Annotated in this window: 12 protein-coding genes and 2 pseudogenes; 8 read left to right on the top strand and 6 right to left on the bottom strand. The window is 59.7% G+C overall.

Annotated features, from left to right (window positions below; all coding sequences use genetic code 11):
* The 7 genes from M729_RS0130155 to M729_RS01000000136235 form a co-directional block, all read left to right on the top strand.
* The coding region (locus M729_RS0130155) for an enoyl-CoA hydratase-related protein (RefSeq protein ID WP_027163763.1) at positions 1–452 on the top strand (452 nt) is incomplete at its 5' end.
* Positions 453–738: 286 nt separating this feature from the next.
* A complete protein-coding gene (locus M729_RS01000000136230) occupies positions 739–1,161 on the top strand; it encodes a hypothetical protein (protein ID WP_156949357.1) in 423 nt (140 codons plus the stop codon).
* Between the two features lie 154 nt (positions 1,162–1,315).
* Positions 1,316–2,920: an ABC transporter substrate-binding protein gene (locus M729_RS0130165; RefSeq protein WP_027163765.1), complete on the top strand. Its 1,605-nt coding sequence runs from the start codon at positions 1,316–1,318 to the stop codon at positions 2,918–2,920.
* The gene (locus M729_RS0130170; protein ID WP_027163766.1) at positions 2,920–3,861 is read left to right on the top strand and encodes an ABC transporter permease; all 942 of its coding nucleotides are present in this window, start codon (positions 2,920–2,922) and stop codon (positions 3,859–3,861) included. The genes M729_RS0130165 and M729_RS0130170 overlap by 1 nt, the downstream gene beginning before the upstream one ends.
* 1 nt (position 3,862) lies before the next feature.
* Positions 3,863–4,744, top strand: coding sequence for an ABC transporter permease (locus tag M729_RS0130175; protein WP_027163767.1), 882 nt, complete (start codon positions 3,863–3,865; stop codon positions 4,742–4,744).
* Positions 4,745–5,752 carry an ABC transporter ATP-binding protein gene (locus M729_RS0130180; RefSeq protein WP_027163768.1) on the top strand — a complete coding sequence of 336 codons (1,008 nt, stop codon included), beginning with the start codon at positions 4,745–4,747 and terminating at the stop codon, positions 5,750–5,752.
* Positions 5,749–6,780, top strand: coding sequence for an oligopeptide/dipeptide ABC transporter ATP-binding protein (locus M729_RS01000000136235; RefSeq protein WP_032809637.1), 1,032 nt, complete (start codon positions 5,749–5,751; stop codon positions 6,778–6,780). Before M729_RS0130180 ends, M729_RS01000000136235 begins: the two co-directional genes overlap by 4 nt.
* 504 nt (positions 6,781–7,284) lie before the next feature.
* On the opposite strand, the gene M729_RS0130190 is transcribed toward M729_RS01000000136235, so the two are convergent.
* On the bottom strand, positions 7,285–7,773 hold the full coding sequence (locus tag M729_RS0130190) for a M81 family metallopeptidase (RefSeq protein ID WP_156949358.1): 489 nt from the start codon (positions 7,771–7,773) through the stop codon (positions 7,285–7,287).
* A 134-nt stretch (positions 7,774–7,907) separates the two neighbouring features.
* On the opposite strand from M729_RS0130190, the pseudogene M729_RS01000000136240 reads away from it, so the two are divergent.
* Positions 7,908–8,774 (top strand): annotated as a pseudogene (locus tag M729_RS01000000136240) (MurR/RpiR family transcriptional regulator); the annotation flags it as partial.
* A gap of 206 nt (positions 8,775–8,980) precedes the next feature.
* Here M729_RS01000000136240 and M729_RS0130200 read toward each other — a convergent pair.
* The 5 genes and pseudogenes from M729_RS0130200 to M729_RS01000000136255 all read right to left on the bottom strand — a co-directional run.
* Complete coding sequence (locus M729_RS0130200; protein ID WP_027163770.1) at positions 8,981–9,325, bottom strand: hypothetical protein; 345 nt, start codon at positions 9,323–9,325, stop codon at positions 8,981–8,983.
* 1 nt (position 9,326) lies between these two features.
* Positions 9,327–10,369, bottom strand: a pseudogene (locus M729_RS01000000136245) (IS5 family transposase).
* Between the two features lie 463 nt (positions 10,370–10,832).
* The gene (locus M729_RS1000000139790) at positions 10,833–11,066 is read right to left on the bottom strand and encodes an amidase family protein (protein ID WP_348626687.1); all 234 of its coding nucleotides are present in this window, start codon (positions 11,064–11,066) and stop codon (positions 10,833–10,835) included.
* Positions 10,994–11,203 (bottom strand): amidase family protein, encoded by a 210-nt coding sequence (locus tag M729_RS1000000139560; protein WP_280940204.1) that lies wholly within the window; start codon positions 11,201–11,203, stop codon positions 10,994–10,996. Before M729_RS1000000139560 ends, M729_RS1000000139790 begins: the two co-directional genes overlap by 73 nt.
* A gap of 441 nt (positions 11,204–11,644) precedes the next feature.
* The coding region (locus tag M729_RS01000000136255) for an enoyl-CoA hydratase-related protein (RefSeq protein ID WP_245267668.1) at positions 11,645–12,090 on the bottom strand (446 nt) is incomplete at its 5' end.

Genomic DNA, 12,090 nt, shown 5'->3' on the forward strand with positions numbered 1-12,090 from the left:
CGGGTTTCGATCTCGCGACGATGTGCGACATCCGGATTGCGGATGATAACGCCGTCTTCGGCTCGACGTTCATCAATCTCGGGATCGTTCCGGGAGACGGCGGCGCTTGGTTCCTGCAGGACCTGCTCGGCCCGCAAAGGGCGGCAGAGCTGATGTACACCGGGCGTCTGGTGCGCGCCGAGGAGGCTCTACGGTTGGGAATCGTGCTCNAGATCGCGGCGGGTTCCGAATTGCGGGCGCAAGCGCTGCAGCTTGCCGGAAGCATTGCTGGAAAACCCCCGCAGGCACTTCGGCTCGCAAAACGATTACTGAACGCGGCGCAGCGATTGGACCTGCCTGACTACCTTGACCTCTGCGCGGCATTTCAAGGCATGTGCCATAATACGCTGGATCACCTCGAGGCGGTCGAAGCCTTCCTAGCTAAGCGCCCGGCCAGGTTCCAAGGGCACTGATTGCAAAAAGTTTTCCGACCGGATCACTGGCCCATGTTCGTTGCCGCGCGAATACGTTTGACTCATAACTGAAGATGTGCAACGTTTGTTTCAACGAGAAAATGGAGGGATGTACCATGCCCCAAAACGGGCAACTCGCTCAGGCCGGTACCGTCCGCACTCTGATGGTACGGGCTGTCAAAGGCGACAGCAGTGACATTTCGGCAGTTGACAGCAGGGTGGCCTCCAATACGACTTCGATCGAGAATGGTGCGGCTCCCTCGTGGCCGCTCTAGGGGGCTATCTTATGGCGCACAGCTATCAGTTGGCTGATGGCCGCCATCTTACGGATCGCCATGTAACTTATCAAACGCCTTCTATTTTGGAATTACCTCGGGGCGGCTGTGTGGCGTCGGACGCCACCGGGTCCGAAAAGATTGTGGGCGCGGTGCTGCGTGCCATCATAAATCTCGTCAACCAAAACATGTCGGCCGGCGCTGCAGTAGTTGATCTAGCGACCGTGTTGATTACTGGCCGCGTCGTGCAGATCAGCACTGAACTCGACACCGCCATCGGTGAGACTGGCCGCGATCGGTCCGCTCTCCGCTCCATTTCGCGGCATACGGGAGAGAACTGCGAAGGCATGTTGCCCGCGACCGGATTGGTCGGCTTTCAGGGAGTGCGGATACGTATTGGGACGGTGGGGTTGCCTACGCCTGTGGTGCGATGACTGGTTGAAGGTGAGTTCGCCGGTCCTCGCTGGGCTCGGGTTAGTCGACCCAAGTAGGTCTCCTCAAAGGAGAGACCTTGCCTTGGGCCCGAACCGCTACAGCGGGCGTCGCCTGAGCGTTCTCGAAAATGAGACAAATGAGAGGAATGGAACAATGACAATATCTCGACGCGACGTAATCAAGGCAGGTATGGCGGCTGGAACGACTTTGTCGTTCCCATCAATCCTTCGGGCGCAGACCTCGTCCGCTGACGCACGGACGGTGCGCATGGTGAAGGAGGACCTCCGCATCTTCGATCCGGTCGTTTCGACGGCTAACATCACCCAAGAGCATGGTTTAGCGATTTACGACACGCTCTTTGCTTTAGACTCGAACCTGATACCGCAGTCACAAATGGTAGGGAAGTGGGGGGTCTCCGACGACAAGAAGACATATACGTTCGAGCTCCGGGACGGCTTAGGCTGGCACGACGGGAACCCCGTCACTGCGGCGGATTGTGTGGCTTCGATCCGTCGCTGGGGCCAAGTGGATGCGGGCGGACAACTGATCCTGGGGCGGGCCAAGGACATTTCAAAGAAGGACGACAGGACCTTCACCATCGCTCTTAAGGAGCCGCTAGGACTTCTGCTTGACATCCTAGCGTCAGCATCGGGGCAGTTCTTGTTCATTATGCGCGAGCAGGACGCAAATCGTCCCGCAACCGAGCAGGTTACCGCGAATATCGGGTCGGGGCCGTTCAAGTTCAATGAGGCTCTTGCAAGACCAGGCAGTAGCGTCACTTACGACCGCAATGAAAAATATGTGCCACGCAAAGAAGCTCCGGGAGCATACGCCGGCGGAAAGACAGTCAAGGTAGACCGTGTGATCTGGAACAATATCGCCGATCAGCAGACTGCTTTAGCAGCCTTGCAAGCTGGAGAGGTCGATTTTTTCGGACCACCGCCGGATCTTTTTCCTATTGTCGAAAGTGATCCCACCCTTGATCTCCAAGTTCTTAATGAATCAGGCAATGTTGCTTTTCTTCGGATGAACTGTCTGCAGAAGCCGTTCGACAACGTCAAGGCTCGGCAAGCGATGCTTCACCTGATCGACCAAGAAGCTATGTTACGCGCCATGTATGGAGATCCAAAATACTTCCGCTCTGTCACTTCGATGTTCGGGAACGAAACGCCGGTTTCCAACAAGGAAAATACGGACTGGTTCAGAGAGGGCGGCAATCCGGAAAAGGCCAAACAACTGTTGAAGGAGGGCGGATATGCAGGCGAGAAGGTCGTTATTCTGCAGCCCACGGACTGGCGGGAGGTAAGCAATGCCTGTCAACTGCTGCTGGCCACGTTGCGGAATATTGGGGTCAATGCTGAGCTAGCCCCGAGCGACTGGGGCGGGCTCGTGACGCGTCGGTCAAACAAGGGTCCTGTTGAGAGTGGCGGCTGGAGCATATTAATCTCGGACTGGCCCGAATTCGCGATGGGAGACCCGATCAGCAATGTTCTGCTAAGTGCGAATGGAGACAAGGCCTGGTACGGCTGGCCGAAGAACGATGAATACGAAGCACTGCGAGCCAGATGGGCGGATGTCGCAACGCTTGATGAACGAAAGGCCTTGGCCCGTGAGATGCAACGGAGTTGGTGGGACTTCACAGGCTTCGTTCTTTTAGGGCAAAGCGTCCGACCAATCGCGCATCGTAAGACGCTCACTGGGCTCCTTGATACGCCTGGTGGCTACCTGCCGATGTGGAACATGGCGAAGGCCTCTTAATGGCGGCCTACTTTCTTCGTAGATTGGTTTCGACCATCGCTGTCATGGCGATGGTCGGGATCTTTGTCTTCCTGCTGCTGAGGCTGGCGCCCGGCGACCCGGCGGCCATGATCGCCGGCAGGTCGGCGACGGCGGAGATGATCGCCGGTATCCGCGAGCAACTGGGGCTGAACGACCCGATGCCGATTCAGTTCATACGTTGGGTGCGCGACATGCTCGGAGGTGATTTCGGGATCTCAATTTTTTCTGGGCGGCCGGTTCTCGAGCTGATCTCGCAGCGGCTTGAACCGACCCTTTCCTTGTCGATCCTGACAATGATGCTTTCGGTGACGGTTGGCGTCTCTTTCGGCATCCTTGCAGCGTGGCGAACTGGCGGGCTCGTCGACCGCCTCCTTGCGGCTTTTTCGGCATTTGGCTATTCGGTCCCGGTCTTCGTTATTGGCTATTTCCTCGTATACTTCTTCGCGATCAAGACGCATTGGCTTCCGGTTCAGGGATACGTGCCAATAGCTGGTGGCCTCTGGCGTTGGTTTGTGCACCTGATCCTTCCCACGGTGGCTCTTAGTCTTGGTTACATTGCATTCATCGCCCGCGTCACACGTGCAAGCATGCTGGAGGTGCTGTCGGAAGATTATATGCGAACGGCCGCTGCCAAGGGCGCCTCGTCCTATGCCATGCTCTTTCACCATGCCTTGAAGAATGCGGGCGTGCCGATCCTGACCGTCATCGGCATAAGCTTCGCCTATCTGATCGGCGGGGTCGTGCTCACGGAAACGGTGTTCAACATACCCGGTATCGGTCGCCTGGTCGTGGATGCGATCAACAACCGCGACTATCCCATCATCCAGAGCGTGCTCATCCTGACTTCGGGTCTGTACGTCCTTATCAATCTTGCGGTCGATCTGGCCTATACGCTGATCGATCCCCGGATCCGGTACTGATATGTCCATCTTTTCTGCCCCAGTTGAAGCCGCGCCGATTGGTCGGTTGCGACTATCTGACTTTCCCCGTCTCGCAAGACGGCACCCGCCAGTCATTGCAGGTGGTGCCATCTTGGCGCTTCTCATAATCCTGGCGCTCGCTGCACCGCTTTACGCTGGCGATCCAGTGAACATGGATCCATTCAACCGCCTCCAGCAGCCTTCCGCCGAGATGTGGTTCGGAAGCGACAATCTGGGCCGGGACGTGTTTGCGCGAACAATTTTCGGTGCCCGCATCTCGCTTCTGGTCGGCCTGCTGGCGGCAGCCACTGCGGCCATGGTCGGGCTCCTGATCGGTGTCATCGCCGGCTACAGCCGCAGCTTCGACAATATCGTCATGCGGGTCATGGATGGCCTGATGTCAATCCCGACGATTCTGCTGGCGATTGCCCTCATTTCTCTGACAGGACCGGGGATCGGCATCCTCATCGTCGCCATCGCGATCCCCGAGACGCCCGCCGTCGCGCGGCTGGTTCGTTCGGTGGTTCTGGGTGTTCGCGACCGTCCATATGTCGAGGCCGCGCTCTGCGGCGGGGCGCGCCTGCCGAAAGTACTGTGGCGGCATATCCTGCCGAGCACCATTCCTGCGCTGATGGTCCAGAGCGCTACCGTGTGCGCCAGCGCGATCCTGACTGAGGCGGGGCTGAGCTTCCTCGGCGTGGGCGTGCCGCCCGAGATTCCAAGCTGGGGCAACATGATTGCCAGTTCGCGGCTCTATCTTTCCATCGCGCCGTTGACGATCTTTGCCCCCGGTGTCTGCCTTGCCGTCACCGTTCTTGCCGTAAACCTGCTCGGGGACGGCCTGCGCGACCTGTTCGATCCCCGCGCAAAACGGAGGCGCTAGATGCAGATACATCAAAGAGCAGGTAACGATGTGCTTCTCGATGTTCGAGAGCTTGAGACACACTTTTACGGCGAAGAGAGCGTCACCCGCGCGCTCAGCGGCATCAGCTTTCAGGTCAAGAAAGGCGAGACGCTCGGCATTGTTGGCGAATCGGGGTGCGGCAAGAGCGTCACTGCCCTGTCGATCCTTCGCCTGCTGCCAAAGGTGAGCGCCAGGACCGTCGGCGGCGAGGTCCGCTTCCAGGGTCGCGACCTGCTTGAGCTGTCCGATCGCGAGATGCGAAAGATTCGCGGCGATCAGATCGCCATGATCTTCCAGGAACCGATGACGAGTCTCAATCCGGTCTATACGGTCGGCCACCAGATCGCCGAGGCGGTGCAGATCCACACCAAGGCTTCCCGCCCGGCGGCCATGAAGAAAGCCGAAGAGATGCTCCGTCTCGTCCGCATCGCGGACCACGAGCGTCGCGTCAACGACTACCCCCATGAAATGTCGGGCGGCATGCGCCAGCGCGCCATGATCGCCATGGCTCTTGCCTGCTCACCGCAACTGTTGATCGCTGACGAGCCCACCACTGCGCTCGACGTCACCATCCAGGCGCAGATCCTGCGGCTCATCGTCGATCTGAAAGAGCGCACGGGAACGGCCGTGATGTTCATCACGCATGACCTGGGGGTCGTCGCCGAGACATGCCAGCGAGTGATCGTGATGTATGCCGGTTGGATCGTGGAACAGGCCAACGTCATCGATCTGTTTGCGCGTCCGGCGCATCCCTACACCCAGGGGCTTATGCGATCGGTGCCCGACCGGCGGCGCGGCCGCCAGCGCCGCCTACCGGAAATTCCTGGCATGGTGCCAAGCCTGCGCGAGCCCATCGTCGGCTGCAGCTTTGCGCCGCGCTGCCCATTCGCGATCGACATTTGCCGCGAGAACACACCCATCCTGCGTGATGTCGGGTCGAGCCACGCCGCGGCCTGCTGGCGCGCCGAAGAGGTGATGGGCGCATGAACGGTCCTCTGCTGAAAGTCGAGTATCTAACCAAGCATTATCCGCTCGGTGCGGGATTCCTGAAGAAGCCCATCCCGGTGATCCGGGCGGTGCAGGATGTATCCTTCACCGTCGAGGTCGGCGAGACGCTCTGCATCGTCGGCGAATCCGGCTGTGGCAAGTCTACCGTCGCGCGGCTCCTGATGCGACTCGTGGAGCCGACCGCCGGGCGCGTACTGATCGAGGGAACCGACATTGCCGGCCTCAAGAAGGACGCGCTTCGCGCCTGGCGCCGTCACATGCAGATGATCTTTCAGGATCCTTACTCGTCGCTGAACCCGCGCCTTACTGCCGGACAGATCATCATCGAACCGGTCGAGAATTTTGAGCGCCTCAGCCGGAAGCAGCGCCAGGCACTCGCTGCAGACCTTCTCCGAAAAGTTGGAATGTCGCCTGAGATGATGCACAGGCTCCCGTCCGAATTGTCGGGCGGTCAGCGCCAGCGGCTCGGCATTGCACGCGCCCTGTCGCTCAACCCCACTCTCATCATCGCCGACGAGGCGGTGTCAGCCCTTGATGTCTCCGTGCAGGCTCAGATCCTGAATCTGCTTCTGGATCTCCAGCAGCAGATGGGCATCGCCTTCGTCTTCATCTCACATGACCTTGGCGTCGTTGAGCATATCGCGCATCGCGTTGCCGTCATGTATTTGGGGCGGATCGTCGAGCTCGCGCCTTGCGAGGCGCTCTTCGCGAACCCAGTCCATCCCTACACCGAGGTGCTGATCGCCGCAGCTCCGGTGCCCGATCCCACACGGGTTCGGCTGGAAGCGCCCGTAGAGGGCGAGGTGCCGAGCCCCATCAATCCGCCAAGCGGGTGCGCGTTCCACCCGCGCTGCCCGCTCGCGGTCAATCGCTGCCGCAAAGAGCTACCGCCTTTGGTGCCCATGCCCGACGGGCGCGTCGTGGCCTGTCATGTGCGGGCGCCCTCCGCAGAGGAGCAAGCTCAACCCACGACGGCACTTTCCCACAAGCCAATGTGTGGTAGCTGAGCAGTGATCAACGATCGACCGGTCAAACTTGAATCTAGTTTCTGCATAGAAAGAAGGCATCAACGAAATCCGGTTCGAAGAAGACGTGGATATCGTGATGAAGGTCGCCTACGATAGTGGGCTCGAGTGTAACGAATGTTGTGGACGGGATATCTGCCTCCGGAGATACAAGGTGCCGTTGCCGAAGCGGTAGGTCAACAGGCTATGTTCGATCTGATATTGACAGTCGAATTCTACTAAATATTAGGTTCATCTTGAGGATTAAGTGATCTTGAGGACTTGCGACACACCTATCGACCCCGCTGTCGCCGCCGAATTCCAAAAGCAGCCCCTCTGAAACCGGTTTGCGTCATGCACTGGCAATCGAGGACAGCCGCGCCGTCGACTTTGGCGCCGCGACCCGTCGGACCGGTCACTGAATATCGCTTTTCGCCCACTTGCAGAATTCTCGCCACAACGGGGATCGGCCCTCCCGACCTTGGCGACGAGGAGGCAACCGAGACTTCAGGTGAATGGTTTTTGCGACGCCGGCCTCGCGTGCAGCGGCTGCACTTTGGAGTCCCAGAGGAAGGGCACAGCGGCGTTGCTCGCTCCCTTGCGGATTAACTCTCGCGTCACGTGAGTGGAATCATTCATCCGGCCGACATGCTCGTCGAACGCGTCATCTGCGGCGGGGGCGGTCGCGTCGCCTGACGTCCAGACGATCGGCACCATCTCGGTGCCTTCGCGGTAGATGTCGATGAAGCCGCCGAGGACGGTTTCCGTTCCGCGGTGACGAGCTACCATTTCTTCCTCGCGATTCGTTGCGCTTGAAAGCAGGAAACTGACCGATTCAAGGATAAATCCCGCGATGGCTATTTTCATTTGATTTGCAACATATGTTTCACAAATTGGCACGAGTGAGCTGCATGAATCATATTGGGTTAAAACGCTGGCGGTGAGTTGCGCGCCACGGGGAGGAGCTCCTGCCAAATCCGGATGATTGCTTTTCATGCGCCATCCCTAGCCGCGAGCGAATCGCCGATTTCGACTTGGAGAAGAAGCACTGGCGCTCCATGCCGTGAGAGAGCAGCATGTCCAGAGATGTGACATATTGCGCACCACAGACCTCTGGGGTAGATGGGGGCATGACTGTCGGACCCCTTTCGGAACGGTTAATGGCCAGCTTCGACACAATGCCGGAGCAGTTTCAATTGGCTGCGCGCTACATTATCGGCCAGCCACATGACGTGGCGCTGTTGTCAATGCGAGACCAGGCGCGTGCGGCCGGGGTTCAGCCGGCTACTATGACGCGTCTGGCCAAGCACCTTGGGCTCACGGGCTACGACGAGCTTCGCGAAATGTATGCTGAGGCCGTTCGCAGCGGCGACGTCGGATTCGCCGGGAAAGCCGATGTGCAAGCGATCGCTCAAAGGCGCAAAGGCGAACATGGCCTTGCGCGCGAAATTCTCCGGGCGCAAGCGGCCGAGATTATCCATCTGGCCGAGTCTCAACTTGATGCAATCGTATCAACCGCAAGACGCCTTGCATCCGCCAAGTGCGTGTTTTGTGTGGGATTAAGATCAAGCCACGCAACTGCTTGGCATCTGCATTATATTCTTTCGATGATTAGAGAAAAATCGGTCATGCTCGATGCGGTTGGCGGCACCGGTTCGGACGCACTGGCCCGTGCCACACGAAACGACGTGCTCTTCGCAACAAGTGTTTTCCCCTACACGCGCGTGACGGTTGAGATCGCCGAATACGCGCGTCAGCATGGCATCCCGATCGTCGCCATCACCGACAGCGAAGTTGCCCCGCTGGCCCGAGTGGCCGACGATGTCGTTCTTGTCCAGACTAAGAGTCCCTCGTTTTTCCACACGATGACGCCGGCGTTCGCCGCCGCTGAGGTGCTGGGCGCGTTGATCGCCGGACGGGGTGCGGAGGCCGCGCGTGAGTCTCTGCTTCGGTTCGATGCTCACCTTGCGGATTTCAGCACACACTTGAGATCGAGAACCTGGACTAAAAAAGTCCGCTCGTCTCCGTCGGCCACTTCTAAGACAAAGAAAGCGGCAAAGAAAACAGGTGGCAAGGCACGCAAAGCAAGGCCAGCTATGTCAGAGCCATCCTTGAGCGAGACCACGGCCGAGAAGTCATTGCCGGAGTCGAAGTAGTCCCCGCCAGCACCGGCCGGCCGTGACCTAGCAGGCTGTTGAAGAAGTCAGGCGCGCTCGCAGACGAAGCCTGAATCGTCGGCATTGTGGATGTAGAAGTGGCCGACGAGGCGACCCGCAGTGCCGATCATCGCCCATCCGCGACCGCAAGCGGGATCGCTTTCGTCGTAACCCTCCCACGAGAATTCCGCGCAGGCCGAGCCGTCTCGCGCGCCGTAGCGGACATCAAGGAAGCCCTTGAGGGCACCGAAGCCGATCTCGCCGTCCGCAGCGCCTTTGAACGTCAGATGCGCCTCTTCGACGAGATCTAGGAAGTCGTTGTCCCAGACATCCATTTCGATGATACGCCAGCGACCGGCAAAGGCCTTGGCGATGGGTGGAACCTTGGCCATGTCAGTTGGTCCCAGCGATGAGCTTCGGCAGCCGCACCAGATTGTAGGCGGCGGCCGCGAAGGTGAAGGCCCATCCGACGCGGTCGCGGCCGCGCAACTTGGTTTTCTCCTGCCCGGCGATCGTCTTGATCCAGCCGAACGCCTCCTCAATCCGCTTGCGGATACGCTGGCTGACGGCATAGCCGCCGTGCCGGGTCGTGCGCCCATCAATCGCCGAACTTCGCCCGTTCGTGTTCTGCGCTACATGCGGCGTCACCCTCATCGAACGCAACTCGTTGATGAAGTCCTCCGCGTCATAGGCCTTGTCGGCGCCAAGCGTGATCGCAGCCGACCGATCCGCACGAGGTTCGATCATAGGGAGTGCCGCCACCCGCTCGGCATGCCCGTCGGCAAACGTCAGGCAGGCGTCGACCAGAAGGCCATGGCGGTTCTCCATCAGTCCATGCCCGATGAAGCAGAACTTCGTCTCCTTGCCTTTGCCCTTGCGGTAGAGCCTGGCGTCAGGATCGGTGGTCGAGGCATGGGTATCGTTCGATCGCCTCTGGCCATGGAAATCCGCTTCGGCGTTGCGCCCGCCGCCGCCTGCCGGCGGTTCGCCCGAGCCGTCTTTCGGCTTGACGCTCTTCATCGACGCCCAGGCCTCGATCAGCGTGCCGTCGACCGAGAAGTGATCCGTCGACAGAAGCCTCTTGACCTTGGGCTGCGGTCGCGGTTCTTGGAGAACACCGAATGGTTCCACGCCGCCTCGTCGACACCGATGCCGACGAACCAGCGGAACAGAAGGTCGTATTCCAGCCGTTCCATCAACAGCCGCTCTGAGCGGATTGAATAGAACGCCTGCAGCAGCATCGCCCGCAGCAGCTTCTCCGGCGGGATCGACGGCCGGCCGATCGGCGAGTACAGCGCCGCGAACTCACGCTCCAGCGCCGACAGCGCCTCGCTCACGATCAACCGGATCGCCCGCAACGGATGATTGCGCCGCACCCGTGCCTCAAGGTCAACATAGCTGAACAGTTCGCCAGTTCGATCGTCGCCGCCGCGCACTCGTCACCTCCGAATCCCTTCGGAAGCAATGAATCACCGCTGCGGTCCGATGGCGAGCGCCTTTTTCAACAGCCTGCTAGGCGCGAGGCGTGCGTTTGGTCCCTCCCCTTCCCTATGGACCGGCCGTGCGGGGCTCGCATAATGTCGACTTATCGCCCAAGGCAAACCCATACCCCGTACCGAGTGTGGCGCGGGCTCTTGATGGCGTATGGCTGACCTGTAATATTAAATATACTTACCTGTGAATAGAGGGCAGCATTCGCTTTGTTGAAATCCTCTGCCTCCTCGACCTCATAAGGTGCACTGATTTCAATTACGCTATGTCCCATTTCCTCTAAAAGCCGGGCCGTAGAGTGACTGCATGAATGACGTCCGGCTCGATATCAACCGCACCCCACCGCGTGCTTGTAACACCGATCCGCAAAACGCCGGTCGGCTGGGATAATCACTGACATACGGGCCATCAGGCTGGACGACGACAAACGGATCGCCAGGATGCGGGCCGGAAAAAACATCCAGAGCCGCCGCCATGTCGCGCATGGTGCGCAATAACGAAGGTGCGGCTCAGACCAAGGCTTCTGTCCTGCTGGTCTGGGCCGCCGGAGATGCGGCCGCGTGAGGGGTTCAGACCCACGAGGCCGCAAAACGATGCGGGCATACGAATCGAGCCGTCGCCGCCGCTGGCGATCGGGACGATCCCTGCAGCGACAACCGCCGTGGAGCCGCCGTCGAGCCCCCAGTCGTTCGGTCAAGATTCCACGGGTTGCGGGTGATGCCGCACAACACAGACTCGCTACTTCCGATCCCTCGTTCGGGCGTGGTGGTGCGACCCAAGACACGCAGCTCTGCCGCGCGCGCTGTACAAAATAGCTGTCCACTTTCGGCCGATTACCTTTGAAGAGCCGACTTCCGAACTCCTGAAACCAGCCAGCCTCGGTAGGTCCCCATGTCCTTGCGCAGGAAGGGCACACCGGCAAATGGCCCTATGTCTGAACCAAGCACAGACTCAGCGTCTTCATAGAACTCTACCACCGCGTTGATGGCGGGGTTGATACGGTCATGAGCCTCACGCGCCAACGTAACTAGTTCGATGACGCTGATCTCGCGTCTGTTTACCAGTTGCGCGAGCCCGGTCGCATCCTGCGTGGCCCGAGCCCGCACTCGCGCCGGAGGCGGTGAACAAAGGTTCCGCAGCCCGGCGCTAGATACGTCCTACTTCAGAACCCCGTGACGGCAGAGATCAATTTGCAGTTCACATTGTGATCCCTCCAACTACTACGCCGCCGTGCGAGAAGCGACGCACAGAACCGAAAGCGAATCGCGACGCGCAGCTAGGAGGGAGAGCCCGATCCCCAATCTACGGCCGCTAGAGGTCAAGGTAGTCAGGCAGGTCCATCGCTGCGCCGCCTTCAGTAATCGTTTTGCGAGCCGAAGTGCCTGCGGGGGTTTTCCAGCAATGCTTCCGGCAAGCTGCAGCGCTTGCGCCCGCAATTCGGAACCCGCCGCGATCTNGAGCACGATTCCCAACCGTAGAGCCTCCTCGGCGCGCACCAGACGCCCGGTGTACATCAGCTCTGCCGCCCTTTGCGGGCCGAGCAGGTCCTGCAGGAACCAAGCGCCGCCGTCTCCCGGAACGATCCCGAGATTGATGAACGTCGAGCCGAAGACGGCGTTATCATCCGCAATCCGGATGTCGCACATCGTCGCGAGATCGAAACCCG

This window comes from Mesorhizobium sp. WSM1293, from assembly GCF_000513875.1.
Classification (GTDB): domain Bacteria; phylum Pseudomonadota; class Alphaproteobacteria; order Rhizobiales; family Rhizobiaceae; genus Mesorhizobium; species Mesorhizobium ciceri.

What these genes read in the sequence shown, in the direction of transcription:
- M729_RS0130175 (WP_027163767.1), top strand. Translation starts at nt 3,863, where the DNA reads ATGTCCATCTTTTCTGCCCCAGTTGAAGCCGCGCCGATTGGTCGGTTG.
- M729_RS01000000136230 (WP_156949357.1), top strand. Translation starts at nt 739, where the DNA reads ATGGCGCACAGCTATCAGTTGGCTGATGGCCGCCATCTTACGGATCGC.
- M729_RS0130200 (WP_027163770.1), bottom strand. Translation starts at nt 9,325, where the DNA reads ATGGCCAAGGTTCCACCCATCGCCAAGGCCTTTGCCGGTCGCTGGCGT.
- M729_RS0130165 (WP_027163765.1), top strand. Translation starts at nt 1,316, where the DNA reads ATGACAATATCTCGACGCGACGTAATCAAGGCAGGTATGGCGGCTGGA.
- M729_RS01000000136235 (WP_032809637.1), top strand. Translation starts at nt 5,749, where the DNA reads ATGAACGGTCCTCTGCTGAAAGTCGAGTATCTAACCAAGCATTATCCG.
- M729_RS0130170 (WP_027163766.1), top strand. Translation starts at nt 2,920, where the DNA reads ATGGCGGCCTACTTTCTTCGTAGATTGGTTTCGACCATCGCTGTCATG.
- M729_RS0130190 (WP_156949358.1), bottom strand. Translation starts at nt 7,773, where the DNA reads ATGAAAAGCAATCATCCGGATTTGGCAGGAGCTCCTCCCCGTGGCGCG.
- M729_RS0130180 (WP_027163768.1), top strand. Translation starts at nt 4,745, where the DNA reads ATGCAGATACATCAAAGAGCAGGTAACGATGTGCTTCTCGATGTTCGA.